Source organism: Pseudarthrobacter sp. efr-133-R2A-89, assembly GCF_030209315.1.
Taxonomy (GTDB): domain Bacteria; phylum Actinomycetota; class Actinomycetes; order Actinomycetales; family Micrococcaceae; genus Arthrobacter.
In genome coordinates, this window is record NZ_JARVSE010000004.1 from 103007 (window position 1) to 120986 (window position 17980).

At 65.7% G+C, this 17980-nt stretch carries 20 protein-coding genes and 1 riboswitch; of the genes, 15 read left to right on the forward strand and 5 right to left on the reverse strand.

Annotation, left to right across the window (positions count from 1 at the left end; all coding sequences use genetic code 11):
* Positions 1 to 25: 25 nt before the first annotated feature.
* Both fbaA and QRM95_RS08170 read left to right on the forward strand, forming a co-directional pair.
* Positions 26 to 1045 (forward strand): class II fructose-bisphosphate aldolase, encoded by a 1020-nt coding sequence (fbaA, locus tag QRM95_RS08165; protein WP_109045859.1) that lies wholly within the window; start codon positions 26 to 28, stop codon positions 1043 to 1045.
* Entirely contained in the window at positions 1046 to 1465 is a 420-nt protein-coding gene (locus QRM95_RS08170; protein WP_285247297.1) for a DUF3151 domain-containing protein, read from the forward strand.
* 81 nt (positions 1466 to 1546) lie between these two features.
* On the opposite strand, the gene QRM95_RS08175 is transcribed toward QRM95_RS08170, so the two are convergent.
* Both QRM95_RS08175 and QRM95_RS08180 read right to left on the reverse strand, forming a co-directional pair.
* Positions 1547 to 2179, reverse strand: a complete 633-nt coding sequence (locus QRM95_RS08175) for a uracil-DNA glycosylase family protein (protein WP_285247298.1) — start codon at positions 2177 to 2179, stop codon at positions 1547 to 1549.
* A 211-nt stretch (positions 2180 to 2390) separates the two neighbouring features.
* Positions 2391 to 3599 (reverse strand): cobalamin-independent methionine synthase II family protein, encoded by a 1209-nt coding sequence (locus QRM95_RS08180; protein ID WP_285247299.1) that lies wholly within the window; start codon positions 3597 to 3599, stop codon positions 2391 to 2393.
* 13 nt (positions 3600 to 3612) lie between these two features.
* Positions 3613 to 3717: riboswitch (SAM riboswitch) on the reverse strand.
* A gap of 176 nt (positions 3718 to 3893) precedes the next feature.
* On the opposite strand from QRM95_RS08180, the gene QRM95_RS08185 reads away from it, so the two are divergent.
* From QRM95_RS08185 to QRM95_RS08225, 9 genes are all read left to right on the forward strand, one after another.
* Complete coding sequence (locus tag QRM95_RS08185) at positions 3894 to 4700, forward strand: SipW-dependent-type signal peptide-containing protein (RefSeq protein ID WP_285247300.1); 807 nt, start codon at positions 3894 to 3896, stop codon at positions 4698 to 4700.
* Between the two features lie 48 nt (positions 4701 to 4748).
* Positions 4749 to 5315 (forward strand): signal peptidase I, encoded by a 567-nt coding sequence (locus QRM95_RS08190; RefSeq protein ID WP_285247301.1) that lies wholly within the window; start codon positions 4749 to 4751, stop codon positions 5313 to 5315.
* A gap of 7 nt (positions 5316 to 5322) precedes the next feature.
* Entirely contained in the window at positions 5323 to 6045 is a 723-nt protein-coding gene (locus QRM95_RS08195) for a hypothetical protein (RefSeq protein ID WP_285247302.1), read from the forward strand.
* Positions 6046 to 6077: 32 nt separating this feature from the next.
* Complete coding sequence (locus QRM95_RS08200; protein WP_285247303.1) at positions 6078 to 7826, forward strand: choice-of-anchor G family protein; 1749 nt, start codon at positions 6078 to 6080, stop codon at positions 7824 to 7826.
* A gap of 214 nt (positions 7827 to 8040) precedes the next feature.
* Positions 8041 to 9330, forward strand: coding sequence for an adenylosuccinate synthase (locus QRM95_RS08205; RefSeq protein WP_285247304.1), 1290 nt, complete (start codon positions 8041 to 8043; stop codon positions 9328 to 9330).
* Positions 9331 to 9588: 258 nt separating this feature from the next.
* Positions 9589 to 9948 (forward strand): DUF1508 domain-containing protein, encoded by a 360-nt coding sequence (locus tag QRM95_RS08210; protein ID WP_285247305.1) that lies wholly within the window; start codon positions 9589 to 9591, stop codon positions 9946 to 9948.
* Positions 9949 to 10221: 273 nt separating this feature from the next.
* On the forward strand, positions 10222 to 10773 hold the full coding sequence (locus tag QRM95_RS08215; protein ID WP_285247306.1) for an RNA polymerase sigma factor: 552 nt from the start codon (positions 10222 to 10224) through the stop codon (positions 10771 to 10773).
* The gene (locus QRM95_RS08220; RefSeq protein ID WP_285247307.1) at positions 10770 to 11675 is read left to right on the forward strand and encodes a hypothetical protein; all 906 of its coding nucleotides are present in this window, start codon (positions 10770 to 10772) and stop codon (positions 11673 to 11675) included. Before QRM95_RS08215 ends, QRM95_RS08220 begins: the two co-directional genes overlap by 4 nt.
* A 61-nt stretch (positions 11676 to 11736) precedes the next feature.
* Positions 11737 to 12162: a CoA-binding protein gene (locus tag QRM95_RS08225; protein WP_285247308.1), complete on the forward strand. Its 426-nt coding sequence runs from the start codon at positions 11737 to 11739 to the stop codon at positions 12160 to 12162.
* Here the strand turns inward: QRM95_RS08225 and QRM95_RS08230 are convergent.
* Positions 12159 to 13187 (reverse strand): isopenicillin N synthase family dioxygenase, encoded by a 1029-nt coding sequence (locus QRM95_RS08230; RefSeq protein ID WP_285247309.1) that lies wholly within the window; start codon positions 13185 to 13187, stop codon positions 12159 to 12161. The genes QRM95_RS08225 and QRM95_RS08230 overlap by 4 nt on opposite strands.
* A gap of 45 nt (positions 13188 to 13232) precedes the next feature.
* Between QRM95_RS08230 and QRM95_RS08235 the strand changes: the two genes are divergently transcribed.
* From QRM95_RS08235 to QRM95_RS08250, 4 genes are read left to right on the forward strand one after another with little or no spacing between them, the layout of a single operon-like run.
* On the forward strand, positions 13233 to 13646 hold the full coding sequence (locus QRM95_RS08235) for an MmcQ/YjbR family DNA-binding protein (protein ID WP_285247310.1): 414 nt from the start codon (positions 13233 to 13235) through the stop codon (positions 13644 to 13646).
* The gene (locus QRM95_RS08240) at positions 13639 to 14193 is read left to right on the forward strand and encodes a DUF1990 domain-containing protein (RefSeq protein ID WP_285247311.1); all 555 of its coding nucleotides are present in this window, start codon (positions 13639 to 13641) and stop codon (positions 14191 to 14193) included. Before QRM95_RS08235 ends, QRM95_RS08240 begins: the two co-directional genes overlap by 8 nt.
* Positions 14190 to 14507, forward strand: coding sequence for a putative quinol monooxygenase (locus tag QRM95_RS08245; RefSeq protein WP_285247312.1), 318 nt, complete (start codon positions 14190 to 14192; stop codon positions 14505 to 14507). The genes QRM95_RS08240 and QRM95_RS08245 overlap by 4 nt, the downstream gene beginning before the upstream one ends.
* A gap of 19 nt (positions 14508 to 14526) precedes the next feature.
* Positions 14527 to 14820 (forward strand): DUF503 domain-containing protein, encoded by a 294-nt coding sequence (locus QRM95_RS08250; protein ID WP_285247313.1) that lies wholly within the window; start codon positions 14527 to 14529, stop codon positions 14818 to 14820.
* A gap of 68 nt (positions 14821 to 14888) precedes the next feature.
* Here QRM95_RS08250 and purL read toward each other — a convergent pair whose 3' ends face one another.
* Both purL and purQ read right to left on the reverse strand, forming a co-directional pair.
* Entirely contained in the window at positions 14889 to 17198 is a 2310-nt protein-coding gene (gene purL / locus QRM95_RS08255; RefSeq protein WP_285247314.1) for a phosphoribosylformylglycinamidine synthase subunit PurL, read from the reverse strand.
* A complete protein-coding gene (gene purQ / locus QRM95_RS08260; protein ID WP_285247315.1) occupies positions 17195 to 17980 on the reverse strand; it encodes a phosphoribosylformylglycinamidine synthase subunit PurQ in 786 nt (261 codons plus the stop codon). Before purQ ends, purL begins: the two co-directional genes overlap by 4 nt.

Consider the following 17980-nt stretch of genomic DNA (forward strand, 5'->3'; position numbering starts at 1 on the left):
GACGAAACTCAGCAGAGGAGCCAGCATGCCCATTGCAACCCCAGAGATCTACGCCGAGATGATCGACCGCGCGAAGGCGGGCGGATTCGCCTTCCCCGCCGTCAACGTCACGTCCTCGCAGACGCTGAACGCGGCACTGCGGGGCTTCGCGGAGGCGGAGTCCGACGGCATCGTGCAGGTCTCCACCGGCGGCGCCGCCTATTGGTCCGGCGCGTCCACCAAGGACATGGTTGCCGGCTCCCTGGGTTTCGCGGCCTTCGCCCGCGAAGTTGCCAAGAACTACAACGTAAACATCGCCCTGCACACGGACCACTGCCCCAAGGACAAGCTGGACGGCTTTGTCCTGCCGCTGCTTGAGGCTTCCGAGGCCGAGGTCAAGGCCGGCCGCAACCCGCTCTTCAACTCGCACATGTGGGACGGTTCCGCCGAAACCCTGCAGGAGAACTTGCGCATCGCCCGCGACCTGCTCCAGCGCACGGCTGCCGCAAAGATGATCCTCGAGGTGGAGATCGGCACGGTCGGCGGCGAGGAAGACGGCGTCGAAAACGCCATCAACGACAAGCTCTACACCACGGTCGAGGACGCCCTGGCCACCATCGACGCCCTGGGCGCCGGCGAAAACGGCCGCTACATCACCGCACTGACCTTCGGCAACGTCCACGGCGTGTACAAGCCCGGCGGCGTCAAGCTGCGCCCGGAGATCCTCAAGGACATCCAGGCCCAGGTGGGTGCGAAGATCGGCAAGGACAACCCGTTCGACCTCGTGTTCCACGGCGGCTCCGGATCCTCGGACCAGGAAATCGCCGACGCCGTCTCCTACGGCGTCATCAAGATGAACATCGACACCGACACCCAGTACGCCTACACCCGCCCGGTGGCCGACCACATGTTCAAGAACTACGACGGCGTCCTGAAGGTCGACGGCGAAGTGGGCAACAAGAAGACCTACGACCCCCGCGTCTGGGGCGCTTCCGCCGAAGCCGGCCTGGCGGCCCGCGTGGTGGAAGCCACCAAGCAGCTCGGTTCGGCCGGAAAGACGTTCTAGATGTCGGATGAGTTCCGCAGGAACCTGATGGGACCCGAGCCCACGCTCCTGCCTGCCGAGACCGAGGTCAATGCGCAGCTGGAAGCCGGGCACGAGGCCCTGGACCTGGTGGAAAAGCACCCCACGTCCTCACTGTTGTGGGCGATCCTGGCCGAGGAAGCGTGGACCGAGGGCCGCACCATCGACTCCTACGCGTACGCCCGGGTGGGCTACCACCGCGGACTGGACGCGCTGCGCCGCAACGGCTGGCGCGGCGTCGGGCCTATCCCGTGGGAGCACGAGCCAAACCGCGGGTTCCTTCGTGCGCTCTACTCCCTGGGCAGGGCTTCCTCGGCTATTGGGGAAGCCGAGGAGCCGGAGCGGATCGAGAAGTTCCTGAACGACTCGGACCCCGCGGCGAAGGCAGCCATCGAGGGCTAGATTCGAATAATTACGACGACGGCAGGTCACCTTCCCCGGGAAGGTGACCTGCCGTCGTCGGTGGTTGAGCCTGCCGAAACCCTAGGCCTGGTTGGCGATTCCGGTGCGGGCCATGGCATCGGCGTAGGCCGTATGCATGTCCGCCAGGAACTCCTCCTGGCGGGCCGGTGAACCGGCGAAGGCGCGGCCACTCAGGGAGCGGACCTTGTAGGTCTTGAGGCCGCGGCGCCACAGCAGCGGTACTTCGGTCTTCAGCAGCAGGTTGGCCAGGCGGTTTGCCTCGGTGCCGTGCGCCACGATCACGGAGGCACGGGGGACGAGGGCAAGGAACTTCAGCAGCGGCTTCAGGCCCGCCTGCACCTGGTCCGGGGTGAATTTACCGTTGGCCTCGCCCGGGACGTGCCACGGGTGGACGTTCCAGGGCATCACGAATTCCGGGCGCAGGCCAAGCTTCCACTGGATGCCCAGCATGCGGGTCGCGGCGTCCTGGTCACCGGCAGTGATGAAACCGGACTGGTCCATCTCGCCAATGTTGGAGTACAGGCTGATGATGCGGCATTCCTCAACATCGTGCATGGGGTCCACATAGGGCACCACGGTTCCGGGCTTGGCGTCCTGCAGGGAATCGCACAGCTCGTTGACAGCGGCAACGCTGGGCTCGTAGCGGCGGCTCATGAGCTGTTCGTGGAATGTTTCGGGGGCCAGTGCGGTCATGAAGGGCTGGTTCTCCTGCGGGGATTGATGTTGCGTCCACCGCCGAAAATGGGCGCACGGTGGCGCAGCTCATCAACGGTGGTTAGTTGGGGTGGGCCGATTCCGGGTCGGCCTTTGCCAGTTTACCAAGCCCGGAGAAACGAAACGCCGGTCCAGCGCACCTCATTCATGGCGCAGTGGACCGGCGGTCATTCCCGGAAGGGGCGGATAACTACCAGAGGCGCTTGGTGGCGCGGCGGGCGCCCTCGCCAAGAGCCTCCAGCTTGGCGAAGGCGATCTGCGGATGCACCCGGCCGCCCAGGCCGCAGTCGGTGGACGCGATGACGTTCTCGCGTCCCACCAGCTTGGCGAAGCGGACAATCCGGTCCGCGACCAGGTCCGGGTGTTCCACCACATTGGTGGCGTGGGATACGACGCCGGGGATGATGACTTTGCCCTCAGGAAGGGCGGTGTCCTCCCAGACACGCCATTCGTGCTCGTGGCGGACGTTGGCCGCCTCGAAGGAGTAGGCGCCGGCGTTGACCTGCAGCACTGAGGCGATAATGTCGGCGAAGGGGATGTCCGTAGTGTGCGGACCATGCCAGGAGCCCCAGCAAACGTGCAGCCGGATCTGTTCCTGCGGAAGGTCCCGCAAGGCCCAGTTGGTGGCCTCGACGCGCAGCTGGATGAACTTCAGGTAGTCCTCCAGGGACGGCTCCGGGTTGATCTGGTCCCAGCTCTCGGCCAGGGACGGATCGTCGAGCTGGACCGTCAGGCCGGCGTCGATGATGGCTTTGTATTCCTCGCGCATCGCGTCGGCGCAGGCGTAGACGAGTTCCTCATCGCTCTTGTAGTACTCATTGGCGACGCGGGCGCAGGAACCGGGGGAGAGGGACGCCACGAATCCTTCGCTGAGGCCTGCCGCGGCGAGCCCGGTCTTCAGGTTCCTGATGTCCGAGGCCACCAGGTCATGGCCGGTATATGTCAGGGGCCCGGCGATCTTGGGCTGGGACACGCTCTTCCTGTGCGCCAGGATCCCGGAGGAGGGATCGTTGTACGCCTGGTTGAACGCCTGCCGGTCCCGCCGGTCGGGGAAGGATGTCAGGACAACGTTCCCGGGGGAGGAGCGCCGGACTTCGGCTTCTGCCCACCTGTCCACGGTGGTCGGCTCCAGGCCGCCGAGCCGGGCAAAGGAGTAGTTCCACCAGGCCCCGTAGTCAACGGAGTTTGACATCGTATGCCCGTACTCGCCGTCGTTGGGGATGTCGATGCCCAGGTCCTTCTGGCGCTGGACCACGTCCACAACGGAGTCTTCCAGGAGCTCAAGGAACGCCGGGGTGATCCCGTCGGATTCCTTTGCCGTGTTGGCTGCGATGAGTTCATCGGTGCGGGGCAGGGACCCGGCGTGGGTGGCGCGAATATGGTCGGTGTTGAGGGGCATGCTGGAATCTTCCTTTCCATCGGTCCTGGCAGTAGCACCTTCGGCCGGCAGCTTTCCTGCCGGACCGTGGTTGCTGCGGCGTCATTGAGCCAGGTCTCTCAGCCGCTCCGGATGGTCCACTCTTACCTAAATCCATGATCAGTCCCGGGGCAAATCCAGCACGGGTATGTCGTAGCAGCGGACCGCCGGCTGCGGAGAATTGGTGCGGATAACGTTTCCGCTAACTCTTAGTACAGCGACTTGACTTGACTTCCAGATCAGTGATGGGTTTGGAACATCGGTCTTTTGGGGGAAATGCCGATCGCTCCCCCATACCCGTATCCCGGTCCTTACGGGCCGGGATCTACATCTAAATTGGGGGAAATCTTGGCTGCATCAACCAGCGCTGAGCCGCGCTCTAATAAAGCAAATAAAGTCCGCGCACTTCTGGCCGGCGGCCTTGTGCTGGGCATCGGGGCCGCTTTCACACTGGCGGCATGGACAGACAACGAATGGGTATTTGGCAATTCCGGTGGGGATAATGGGCCGGGCACGCTGACCTACCACATGGAACAAAACACTTTCGGCAACACCAATGGCTCGGGTGTATCCCTCTGGAGCGACAAACCGAACATGCCCACGGTGCCTGATGCGACTGTCGACGGCGCCCTGACGTTCGGTGCCATTTCGGCGGCCCTGAAGCCCGGGGATACTGCTTACGCTCCCATGCAGCTCCGGGCAGCCGCAGGTTCCGAAGCGCTGACTGCAACCCTGGCTGAGGCAGTCAAGCTCGGCGGGAACACAGTGGACACCGACACCAACTCCCTGGCCCTCTACAACGCACTGACCTATCGTGCGGTCCAGGGCGTCTCCCCGGCGAAGTGCATCGTAGGAGACCTGACCACGGGCACTGACATTGTTGGAACCGCAGCGGCCAGTGTCCCGCTGACCACGGTTTCCAGCTCGTCTATTACCCTGGCAAAGGGTGCGGACTCAGCCACAGCCGGCTTTCCGGTGGACCTTTGCTTCGCGATCACGCTTCCTTCCACGGTGACTGATGTGACGTTGCAGGGAAAGCAGACGGTTCCGCTGTGGAGGTTCACCAGCACCGTCAGCTCGTAATACAGCCCTGTGAGAGAGCCCTTGACCCGAATGAGAAGCTCGTCCCCCTTGCCCCCTTTGGCCCCGGCCTGGGGAGGGGCGGGCTTCTGGGCCGTCTTGTCCCGCATCCTCAAGCTTTCCCGTGAGATTGCTCTGACGTTGGTGGCTGTGCTCGGGCTGCTGTGCATCGTGGCGCTGGTGCTGGGTTTCGCCTGCAAAGCCTCGTTCGTGGTGTTCCGGACCGGGTCCATGGAGCCTCTCTACCCGGTGGGAGCTTTGTCCCTCACGGTGCAGGTACCTGCGGCGGAACTGGTCCCGGGCGACGTCGTGTCCGTCAAACGTTCCGGATCCGGCGTCCTCGTCACCCACCGCGTGGTGGCCGTGGAGCCCGCCGGATCCGCTGCGTCACTTCGGCTCAAGGGCGACGCGAACGGCTCAGAGGATCCGCTTCCCTACCAGGTGGACACCGCCCAAAAGGTCCTGGCAACGGTCCCTGCGGTGGGCACTTGGGTGATGGCCATGAGGGGCCCAGGTTTCATCGCCGCCACCTCGATGGCGGTGGCTGGGCTTGTGGTGTGGGCGTATTGGCCCAAAAGGGTTGCCCGGCACAAAGGCGTGGTGTCAACAGGGAGGTGAAAAAGCTGTGAAGCAGTGGACCGGGGCGCTGCGGCCCGCAGCGGCGGTGTGTGCCGTCTTCGTCGGTGCGCTGGCCTGTGCCGTCCCCGCCCAAGCTGCCGACCACCTCATTCCTGTACCCGAGAACGGGGCCCCGGGTCTGCTCTCCCTGTCCTCTTCGGTGTACCCGCTGGAATTTCCCCGCCTCACGCCCGGTGACTCGTACGTGTGGCAGATTGGGTTGTCGTTGGAAAAACCTCAAGCCACGTCCGCCCTCCAACTCACGGCCACGGGCAGCCTGGCCGCTGCTGATGGATACGCGATTGCCGTGGACGAATGCCCGACCCCGTGGCAGGGCGAGAGCGGGTTGAACCAGCGCCTGGAATGTCCCGCCGGCTCAACGCCCAGGATCCAAAGCACCCGCCTCAACGATTGGGACCAAGGCCTCCGGATTCCCCTCAGCGACCTCCGCGCCGGGACGTCACCGTTCGTCCGCTTCACGTTGTCCGGCCCCGCCGACGCCGGTTCCCGGCAAGGCTCGACGCTCACTTTGGGCGTGGGGATCAGCGCCATGGGGGACGACGACGGCGGCAGCGCACCTTCACTGCCCGCGGAGCCCCGCGAACCCCTCGGCAGCACCGGTGCCTCGTCCCTCCCGGCATTGTTCGCCGGCGGTGCGTTGCTCATCTTGGGAACGGCTGTCCTTGCGCTGCTGAGACGGCCCCGTGAAACCCCGGAGCTGAACGCATGAAGCCCCGACACTGCGTAAGCCAGTCGCGGGCCATGTCTCTGCGTCAGGCGCTGCGTCAAGCTTTCGTCAACCGGCCGCGCCGCTCAGTGCTGGTCGCGGCGGTCACTTCCATGGCGCTGGCGGCCACAACCAGCATCACCGCCGCTGCCTGGACGGACAGCGAATGGGTGCGGAGCGCCGTCGGGGCCAGCTCCCCAGGTGACTGCAGCACCAACACCATGTTCACCAACCTGGCGTGGGCCAGGCAGCTGCATGGAACCGTGCTGAACACCAACCTGGACACCGTGGCAGGAGTCCAGGGGCTTACTTTGCTTAACAACGGCGCGGCAGCCACGCCCACGCCCTTGTCTGCAATCCTCGTGCCCGGCACCACCGATGCCTATGTCACCAAGATCCCGGTGAGTGCGCTGGGCAGCAGCCCTGTGAACGTTGGGGTGGGTCTCGGGGCTCCAGTGGGCGGCCTGGGGGCGTACACCCAGTGGGCGCGCTCGCAGAAGAGTGGGCAGGCACATGGCGCTTCAGGGCTGGTGTCCGATCAGACCGGCGCGGTAGATGTTGCCGGTACCGCGCAGGGAGCCGCTGCGGCACCAAAATCCGCCAGTATTTCGTTGGGAAACATTGTTCCGGCTTCGCTGTCAGGGGTGACCCTGGATGTTGGCGCGGTAGCCTCCTCCGCCGCGGTGGACAGCTGCATCATGACCAGCGGGTGGCCGATGTTGAACCCCGCTCCCACCCCGCAGCGCCAATACGGTATAGCAGGGCTGGACCTGACAGCGGCCATTCCCGCCGTCGGGACCTTGGGAACGCAAGGGGCGTCGCTGGTGGGGGCCGTCCCGGCGCAACTGAACGCGTTCTTGGGTACCACCGGCCTGGCCAACCAGATCAACGATGGCATCAAGGGAATTGTCAATCCTCTCCTGGGCGCGTTGGCCGTGGGTTCCTACAACACGAATGCTTCCTTAACGACCGATCTCAGCGGCGTGACGGAACTGATGGCTGAGACAATCAGCGATGGCATCGTCACCATCCACCTGGGAAGCGGCACAGCGAAGGTGGATATCGCGTCGTTGACGGGTGGCGCCACGGGGCTGAACGGCGTGGAGCCAAACCATGCCGTTGTCCTGGACCCGACCATGACAGCCGCCGTCACCACCAGAGTCACTGCGCTCCTGGATTCGTGGAAGAACCGCGTGCTCACGGCTCTCACCGCAGCGTTGGGCAGTACGCTGCTGTCCGCCACTACTGTTGTTGACCTGCGGGCCCCGATCCTGGGCACCCAGTTGGCCGAGATTACGGTCAAGACCGGCCCCGCGACCCTCGCCCAATTCGCTGCAGGCACAGCCCCAGGCCCTGACGTGTCCTTAAAAGTCCTGGGTGGCGGCGGAGCGGTGGCGGCGTTGCTCAACACTCTCCTGGCAACTCTAACCACCAGCGCAAACGGGGTGGTTAAGGCCGCTTTGGCAACGACAGACTTTATCGCCAAATCCACGCTCTTCAACACGAACCTGGTTTCCAACCTGGACGCCAGCCTGCAGTTGCTCATCACGCCGGCGATCAACGCCGTCGGGCCAGTCCTGACAGCGGTCCGCACCTTGGTGGCCATCAACGTCAACGTCCAACCGGATCAGAGCTGGTCCGGTACCAAGCCGGCGGATGTCACGGCTGGGGCGGGGGAATACAAGGTCTCTGCGATTCGAGTGGGGCTTGTGGACAGTCCTGGCCTGTTGAGCCTCTCGCTGGGCAGTTCGTCGGCTGGTCCTGCCGCTCTGAAGGTTCCTTGACTTTGTCCACAACTCCACGCCAACGGCGGCCAAACACCGGAGAAACCGATGCCATCGGCTAAACTTGGCTGGTAAGAGCCCCGGAACTCTTGCGCACTCCTTGCCTCCGGTTGGGCAGCATCAGCAAGCATCGGGGCATTCTCATGAACGGCGCTGCGCAGGTCCGCTCCCCGCGGCCGGCCCCGGGCAGCCCGAACGAATGGGGGAGGATCCCATGCCAGCAATTGTGATCGTAGGAGCCCAGTGGGGCGACGAAGGAAAAGGCAAGGCCACCGACCTTCTGGGCGGCCGTGTTGACTACGTCGTCAAGCCCAACGGCGGCAACAACGCCGGGCACACCGTCGTCGTAGGCGGTGAAAAGTACGAACTCAAACTGCTGCCCGCAGGCATTCTCAGCCCCAACGCGGTCCCCATCATCGGCAATGGCTGCGTGGTGAACCTCGAAGCCCTTTTCCAGGAGATCGACGGACTTCAGGCCCGCGGCGCCGATACCTCGCGGCTCCGCGTCTCCGCCAACGCCCACCTGGTGGCCCCCTACCACCAGGTGCTGGACAAAGTGACCGAACGTTTCCTCGGCAGCCGCGCCATCGGAACCACCGGCCGCGGCATTGGCCCCGCCTACATGGACAAGGTGGCCAGGCTGGGCATCCGTGTCCAGGACGTCTTCGACGAATCCATCCTCCGCCAGAAGGTGGAAGGCTCGCTGCGCCAGAAGAACGAACTCCTGGTCAAGGTTTACAACCGCCGAGGCGTGGTGGTGGACGAGATCGTTGAGTACTTCCTGTCCTTTGCCGACCGCCTCCGCCCGCTGGTCATCGACAGCACGCTGGTCCTCAACACCGCCCTGGATGAGGGCAAGGTGGTCCTCATGGAGGGCGGCCAGGCCACGTTCCTCGACGTTGACCACGGCACCTACCCGTTCGTGACCTCCTCCAACCCGACCGCCGGCGGCGCGTCCGTTGGCTCCGGCATCGGGCCCACCCGCATCTCGCGCTCCATCGGCATCATCAAGGCTTACACCACCCGCGTGGGCGCCGGACCGTTCCCCACGGAGCTCTTCGACGAGATGGGCATGTACCTGCAGAAGACCGGCGGTGAGTTCGGCGTCAACACCGGCCGCCCCCGCCGCTGCGGCTGGTACGACGCCGTCCTGGCCCGCCACGCATCCCGCGTGAACGGCTTCACTGACTACTTCGTGACCAAACTGGACGTGCTCACCGGCATCGAGCAGATCCCTGTGTGCGTGGCCTACGACGTCGACGGGGTCCGCCACGACGAGATGCCAATGACGCAGACCGAGTTCCACCACGCCAAGCCCATCTTCGAATACTTCGACGGCTGGACCGAGGACATCACCGGCGCCCGCACCCTCGCGGACCTCCCGGAAAACGCCAGGAACTACGTGCTGGCGCTGGAGAAGCTCTCCGGAACCCGGTTCTCCGCCATTGGCGTTGGTCCGGACCGGGACCAGACCATCGTGGTGAACGACCTCATCAACGACTGACACGTCCCTCCGGAACACGGTAGACGACGGCGGCGGCCCACCCATTGCGGGTGGGCCGCCGCTGGTGTTTGGGGGAGTGGGCAGTAATTTACACAGGCTTAACGCAGTGGGTCTTGTACCCCTGCAGCCGCCGCGGCCAGACTCGTTAACACCATTTGAACTGATCAGCGAACGGTCCCACTATGCGTTTGGCGGTGCAGGGATGCACCCAGCGAAGAGCCGTCGCCGGTCGAAAACACCAGACCGGAAGGACATGCCGTGGCAGGGAACTTTGAAGTCTTTCTTGATCCGGAGTTGCTCTACAGGTTCCGGCTCCTGGGTCCGGACGGGTCGGTCATGGCCGTCTCGCAAGGCTTCGAGGACAAAGCGGCTGTAGCTGCCGGTATCGCGGCCGTGCGTGAATGTGCCGGGACTGGCCTGGTGACCGATCTCAGCACCGCCGGGGCAGTCTCCCGTCCTGCCGCTGCGGCCGCCGACGCCGTTTCCGGCGACCTGCCCGCCGTCGTCGTACCTGCGTGCGATGACCAGCGGCTGCCGGTGAGGCTACACGCCTATGCACTGGCGAAAACGCCGCGCAGGCAGGCCGCGCCGCGCTGGACCAGCGCATCGGCCCGCTGAGGACCGGCCGAAAAAATCCAAAAAAACTTCCGTACAGGCGTAACCCTCCCGCGGTCCGCAGCGATTACCCCTGTGAAGTGCCGGTCTGGAACCTGTCCCCCATCACGTTCCAGGCCGGCTCTTTTTGATCTCTTGGCAATGCCGCCGCACGGGCGGCGTCCCGTGGCGATCGCCGGCCAGGGAGGTTACTGAAGGGTAAAGTAAGAGGAGCGTTCCGGATCCACGCGAGACGCTTCCCTTGCCGACGCCCTTTTGATTGAAAGCACCACGTCAGTGACCGATGCACAGACAGATGCGGCCCCGGACCACGCCGTCCCCGGGCCTGCTGCCTTCAGCCTCGTCTACAAAACGTACGCATCACAAGTCCTGGGCTACCTTACGGCCCGTGGAGTCGAGGATCCGGAGGCGGCCATGCAGGAAGTATTCCTTTCCGTCCTGCCCCGCCTCGACACCGTGCGGGGAGGGGAAACGGGGCTGCGGACCTTCATCTTCAGCGTTGCCCATGCCCGCATGGTGGACGACCACCGACGCCAAAGCCGTCACCCGGTGAAGCTGCCGTTTGAGCCAGAGCTCGACCTCCGAGAAGACACCTCCGCTGAAAAAGAAGCCCTGCGCAACATCTCGCCCGGCGAAGTCCTGGGGCTCCTGTCCGGGCTGCCCCAAGACCAGCGCGAAGCGCTCTCGCTTCGCCTGGTGGGAGGCCTGACCGTGGAACAGGCTGCCGAGGCCATGGACAAGAGCCCCGGCTCCGTGAAGCAGCTCCAGCGCCGTGCGCTGCTGAAACTCCGGGAACTGGCGTCAGTGAAGGAGTACCTCGCGCCATGACACCACCATCAGGCAACCTTGACGACCTTGTCGACGATATGCTTCGGGACGCCGGCTGCGGCGATGACCCGGAACTTCGCGCCGTCCTGCTTTCGCTCGGTTCGCTGGCTTCGCTGCCCGCCCCGGCACCCAGTGCGGAGCTTGCCGCTTTGCTGGCACCAGCCCGCGGCACGCCCGCGGCGGGAGACGCCACGGAAGACGCTCCTGCCCGGGAGCAGCCCGCCGACGACCTCGCGCGCCGTCGGCGGCGGCGCCACCGTCCGACTGCCCTGGGTTTGGTCCTGGTGGCCGGAATGGGACTGGGGGTTGGCGGGGTGGCCGCAAGCTCCTCCGCACCCGGAAGCGAAACAGTGCAGCAACTGCTGGCTGACTGGACTCCACCGTGGAGTGCGCCGTCCACCACCAGCGCTTCGGCCGCAGGAGGCGGCTACCGGTCCCCGGTCCTCGCCGCCGACGGGGAAGTCCCGGGCCCGGTTTCGTCATCGTCGCCCGCCGCGGCCGCGCCCGGCAAAAGCCACGCAAGCCGCTTCTTGGACGACGCTGCCGGAGTTGCTGGCCGTGGGGGCGTGCCAAGCTGCGGCAAAGCTTCCACGCACGACGACGGCGGCGGGCAGGGAGCCTGCGTGCCGGCCCGGCCCGGGGTTGCTTTCCCCGCCACGCCGGGAGGCGGGACGGACGGGAACGGCCGCAGCCGGAACGACGGCGGTGCACCACCGGCGGCAGACGCCGCGCTTCCGGGGACGCCGGCAGCAGGCAAGCCGGACGCGCCCGCGGCGACTGCCCCGGCAGCGGGCCAGGACGGCCCCGGTGCAGCCACGCCCAAGTCGGCTGATGCGCCGGGACCCGCAGGCCAGTCGCCGGGCCAGGGCAACGGCCGGAAGACTGAATCCCCGGCGAAGTAGTCCGTGGCCCGACCGTTGCTTGGGATCAACGGCTCGGGAAAGTGCGGCGTAGGCTGATCGCATGGGCCACACCAACGATCCCGCAGTCATAGAACGCCTCATGCGCACCAAAGGGCGGTGGGCCATCGTGGGCCTGACCACCAATGAGTGGCGCGCCGCCTACGATACGTCGCTGTTCATCCGGGACAAGCTCGGCATGGAAATCATCCCCGTCAACCTGCCCGGCGAACCTGTCCATGGCGAGACCGGGTACCGCACGCTCGCCGACATTCCGGCGGAAAAGCGGCCCATCGACGTCGTGGACTGCTTCGTGAACTCGCAGCGGGTGGGTGACGTGGTGGACCAGGCCATCGCCACCGGCGCCAAAGCCGTATGGCTGCAACTGGGGGTGATCGACGAAGCCGCCGCGGAACGCGCCAAGGCGGCGGGCCTGGACGTGGTGATGAACGCCTGCCCGGCCCAATTGGCCTGGAAATACAACCTCTAGCGCTTCATCAGCTCCGGATAGTGCCGCTCGGTGACGTCCGGATGGGCGCGCATGCGTCCTTTGAGCATGTTCATGCCAAAGGACGCCAACAGGGGGTTGGCGGGATCATCAGTGATGCCCCGTGCCGCAGCCTTCAGCTCCGGAGCCAGGGGTACCGGCTTTATTACCGCGTCCAGCCGGGGCGACCAAAAGAACGGTACCGAGTAGCGGTCGACGCCCGGAGGCGGCGCCTGGACCCGGTGGATGGTGGCCGCAAGGTAACCCTCGGTGGCTACTTCCAGCATCTCGCCCAAGTTCACCACCAGGGCCCCCGGCAGCGGTTCCACCGGCAGCCAGCGGCTGGTACCCGGCGGCAGCACCTCAAGGCCGCCCACGTTGTCCTGCAGCAACAGGGTGACGAAGCCGTAGTCGGCATGCGAGCCCACGCCCTGGTCGCCGGCGGCTTCCACCACACCGCCCACATAATGCACCAGCTTGCCCATCCAGGCGGGGGCATCGCGGAAAGGCTCGTCGAAGTAGTCTTCGGGGAGTCTCAGCGAGACGGCAATGGCCCTGAGTAGTTCCATGCCCACACCGGACATCAGCGCGGCCCACTCCATGGCGGCCGGCCGGAGTTCGGGGAACGCCTCTCCGGGCCAGAGGTTGGGGCCCTGTAAAAGCCAGTACGGCTGGTCTGCCGGAACCTTTGGGAGCGGCTCGCGGTCCGGCGAATAGTCAATCTGTTCCCGGGCGTCCGCACGCCCCTGGGTGACTTCGGTACCCATCCGCGTGTAGCCGCGGAAGTGCGGTGACAAACGGTTGTCCAGTTTCATCCGTTCGTCCAGCGGCAGGTTGAAGAAGCGCCGGATGATGTCCAGGAGCTGTTCGGCCTGCCCTGGCCTTCCCCCGTATCCCTTGATCTGGAAGAACCCGACATTGTGGGTGGCGTGCCGCAGTTGTTCGATGAATTCCGGGCTGAAAGAGCCGTCCGCCTGCCGTGCGGAATGCAGGTCCAGAACAGGTATGGGGCCCTGGTCGTGTGACATGTTCGCAGACTAGCACCGCGCAGCCCGGCTTTATAGGCTTCCTTCATGGACCAAACTGAGCTGAGGACGATCTGCCTTTCCTTCCCGGGAGCATATGAGGATTTTCCGTTCGGGCCGGAAACCTCAGTCTTCAAGGTCCGGGCCCACATCGCCGGGGGCGCCCGGCACGAGGCCAAGTTGTTCGCGTTGTCCACCATGGACGAGCGCGACATTTCGGTGAGCCTGAAGTGTGAACCGGCGCTGGCGGTACAGCTGCGCGCAGTGCACCCGGAGATTACCGGTGCGTGGCACATGAACAAGACCCATTGGAACGGGGTGCGCCTTGATGGCAACCTGCCGGCAGCGATGATCCGGGACATGGTGGAGGACTCCTATGACCTGGTGGTGGCCGGCCTGAGCAGGAAGCAGCAGGAGCAACTGGGGTGGGTACGCCTCGAAAGGGCCGGCAGCGATGATTGAAGAGGGACAGCCTGGGGGTGGCCTGAAGTACCCCGGCATAGGCAGCACTGAAACGGGTGCGGCACCGGCCGGGTATGGCCGTGTCCTCAAAGAGGCGTACCTTGGCTCCGGGACCAAAGTGTACCGGCACGTCGCGGATGGAATCCTGGGCTGGGAGCTGCAGCGGCGGGCCGGGCTGCGGGTCCGTGCGGGGTCGCCAAGGGCGGCGCCCGGCGTTCGCGTGGTGAGCGGATTCGGCGTCGGGCCCTTTCGCCTCAATGCGCCCTGCCAGGTGGTGTGGGTCCACGAACCCTCAGACCTGGACGGGCCGCAATCGGCCGGCTTTGGCTACGGTACGCTTCCCGGCCACCCCGCCCGTGGCGAGGAGTCCTTCGAAGTGGAGCTTGACGGGGAGGGGAAGGTGTGGCTTCGCATCCGTGCCTTCAGCAAGCCCGCCAACTGGTTCTACGCCGCCGGCGGACCAGCCACCCGCGCGGCACAGCGGCACGTTACTTCCCGGTACATTGAAGGGGCACGCTCTCTCGCCGCGGAAGGAACATCCCAGTGATCTTTATCGTCGTCAAGTTCAAGGTCAAGCCCGAATGGTGTGAACGCTGGCCGGACCTCGTTGCGGACTTCACCCAAGCCACCCGGCAGGAGCCGGGCAACCTGTGGTTTGACTGGTCCCGCAGCTTGGAGGACCCCAACGAATACGTGCTGGTGGAAGCCTTCAAGGACGACGCTGCAGGCGACCACGTCAACAGTGACCACTTCAAGAAGGCCATGGCGGACATGCCGCAGGCCCTGGTGGAAACACCGAAAATCGTCAGCCGCCAGTTCGACGGCGAAGGCTGGGACCTGATGGGTGAACTCACCATCTGACCCTCGATAGCATGGATCCATGTGGATCGGGTGGATCGAGTTCGACATACTGCTTGGGCCGGTCCACACCCTCAAGGAGAAGCGCTCGGTTGTCAGGCCGCTGCTGGCCGAACTGAGGCGCCGGTTCGATGTCTCGGTGGCTGAGGTGGGCGACCACGCCCAGTACCGGCGCACGCAGCTGGGCGTCGGCTTGGTTTCTGCTGACCGGGCGCACGTCGTGGAGGTGCTTGCCGCCGTCGAACGCTTCGTGGCAGGCCTGCCGGAGATTGAGCTGCTCAGCGCCCGACGCCGGGACCTGCACAGCGAGGACTGAACCTTAAATGCGGACGGACACTCAAGCCCTCTCTATGGGCTTGAGTGTCCGTCCGCGTTCTGTGGGGCCTAGCCGAAGTACTTCGGCAGCGTCCCCTCGTGGGCTTCGCGGAGGTCATCCAGGGACAGGCTCTCCACGCCATTGATGTCCAGGGTGCCGCTGGCAGCATCCACCACGCCGATGCGGGTGTGGGCAAAGCCGCGGGCGGTGCACATGTCGGTGAAACGGACTTCCTCGGAACGGGGAACGCCCACCACGGCACGGCCCTGCGACTCGGAGAAGAGCGCCGTGAACAGGTCCACGCCGTCGCGGTCCATGACGTCCTGCAGCGCGATCCGGGCGCCAACGCCGTAACGCAGCGAGGACTCCACCAGGGCAGCCGCGAGGCCGCCTTCGGAGAGGTCGTGCGCGGAGTCGATCATGCCGTCGCGGGACGCGTTGATCAGGATTTCACCCAGTGCGCGTTCGGCCTCGAGGTCCACCTTCGGCGGCTGGCCGCCCAGGTGGCCGCGCATGTTCGCCCACTCGGAACCATCCAGCTCGGCGCCCGTGGTGCCCAGCAGGTAGATGGCCTGGCCGTCTTCGCGCCAGCCTGACGGCGTGCGGCGTGCGACGTCGTCGAGCTTGCCCAGGACTGCGACCACGGGGGAGGGGTGGATGGGCGTGGTGCCCGTCTGGTTGTACAGCGAGACGTTGCCGCCGGTGACCGGGATGCCCAGCACCATGCAGGCGTCGGACAGGCCGCGGATCGCTTCGGCGAGCTGCCACATGACGTCCGGGTCCTCGGGGGAGCCGAAGTTCAGGCAGTCGCTGACGGCCATGGGGATGGCGCCGGCAGTGGCCACGTTGCGGTAGGCCTCCGCCAGGGCCAGCTGCGCGCCGTGGTACGGATCGAGGTAGGTGTAGCGGCCGTTGGCGTCGGTGGCCAGGGCTACGCCCAGGCCTGATTCCTCGTCCACCCGGACCACGCCGGCGTCATCGGGGAATGCCATGGCGGTGTTGCCACCCACGTACCGGTCGTACTGGTTGGTGATCCAGGACTTGGAGCACATGTTCGGCGATGCCACGAGTTCGGTGACGGCCTTGGCCAGCTCAGCAGGGGCGGCCGGACGGCCGGCGTCCTGCACTGAGCCCGTGAAGGTGTCGGCCTGGACGGCATCCTGCCACTCGGGGCGGGCGAACGGACGGTCGTAGATCGGGCCGTCGTGGGCCACGGTGCGGGGATCGACGTCGACGATCACGTCGCCTTCCCAGGTGATGATCAGGCGGCCGGTGTCGGTCACCTCGCCCAGCCAGGAATACTCAACAGCCCACTTGTCCATCACGGCCTCGAACGCTTCCACGTTCTCGGGAGTGACCACGGCCATCATGCGTTCCTGCGACTCGGACATCAGGATCTCGCCAGGGGTCAGCGTGGGGTCGCGGAGCAGGACGGAGGTCAGCTCAACCTGCATGCCGCCGTCACCGTTGGAGGCCAGCTCCGACGTGGCGCAGGAGATGCCTGCGGCGCCAAGGTCCTGGATGCCTTCCACCAGGGACCCCTTGAAGAGCTCCAGGCAGCACTCGATCAGGACCTTCTCCGCGAACGGGTCGCCCACCTGGACCGCGGGGCGCTTGGAGGGCTTGGTGTCATCGAACGACTCGGAGGCCAGCACGGAGGCGCCGCCGATGCCGTCGCCGCCGGTGCGCGCCCCGAACAGGACCACCTTGTTGCCCTTGCCGGAGGCGTTGGCCAGCCGGATGTCCTCGTGGCGCATGACGCCCACTGCCAGGGCGTTGACCAGCGGGTTGCCCTGGTAGACGGAGTCGAACACCATCTCGCCGCCGATGTTCGGCAGGCCCAGGGAGTTGCCGTAGCCGCCGATGCCGGCCACGGCGCCGTGCATGACGCGGGCGGTGTCCGGATGGTCGATGGCGCCGAACCGCAGCGGATCCATGACGGCCACGGGGCGGGCGCCCATGGAGATGATGTCGCGGACAATGCCGCCGATGCCGGTCGCGGCGCCCTGGTAGGGCTCAACGAACGACGGCGAGTTGTGCGATTCGATCTTGAAGGTCACGGCCCAGCCGTCCCCCAGGTTGGTCACGCCGGCGTTCTCGCCGATGCCCACCAGCATGTCCTTCTTCATTTCCTCGGTGACCTTCTGGCCGAACTGGCGCAGGTGGTTCTTGGAGGACTTGTAGGAGCAGTGCTCGCTCCACATGACGGAGTACATGGCCAGTTCGGCGCCGGTGGGGCGGCGGCCCAGGACCTTGACGATCTCGTCGAACTCGTTCTGCTTCAGGCCGAGTTCGGCCCAGGGCAGCTCGGTGTCCGGGGTCTTGGCTGCGTTCTCGACGGTGTCGATGTTGAACTTCTTGGTGGTTTCGGTGGTCACTTGTCGCCTCCCACAATCTTGTTCAGTACGGAGGTGAAGAAGCCGAGGCCGTCGGTGTCGGAACCGCCGGCACCCGTCTCACGGGAGAACACAGTCTCGGGGCCGAAGCCCGGTTCCACGGCGTGCTCGGGGTGCGGCATGAGGCCCACCACGTTGCCTGCTGCGTTGGAGATACCGGCGATGTCGCGGCGGGAGCCGTTCGGGTTGAAGCCCACGTAGCGGAACACCACGCGGCCTTCGGCCTCAAGGGCGTCCAGGGTCTTCTCGTCCGCGATGTACTGGCCGTCCTGGTTCTTCAGCGGGATGGTGATCTCCTGGCCCGCCTGGTAGTCCAGCGTCCATGCGGTGTTGGCGTTCTCGACGCGCAGCACCTGGTCGCGGCAGAGGAACTTCAGGTGGTCGTTCTTGATCATCGAGCCGGGCAGCAGGTGCGATTCGGTGAGGATCTGGAACCCGTTGCAGATGCCCAGGACGGGGAGCTTGGCGTCGCTGTTCGCGGCATCGATGATCTTTGACATCAACGGGGCGAAACGGGCGATCGCGCCGGCGCGCAGGTAATCGCCGTAGGAGAAACCGCCGGGGATGACTACGGCGTCCACGTCGCCAAGTTCCGTGTCGCCGTGCCAGAGTTCGACGGCGGTGGCGCCGGCCAGGCGCACGGCCCGGGCAGCGTCCCGGTCGTCAAGGGTTCCGGGAAAAGTCACGACGCCGATCCGGGCGCCGGCGAGGCGTGGCTCCGCGGCGACGGCAACTGCCTCGCCGATCAAGGGAAGTTCAGTCAT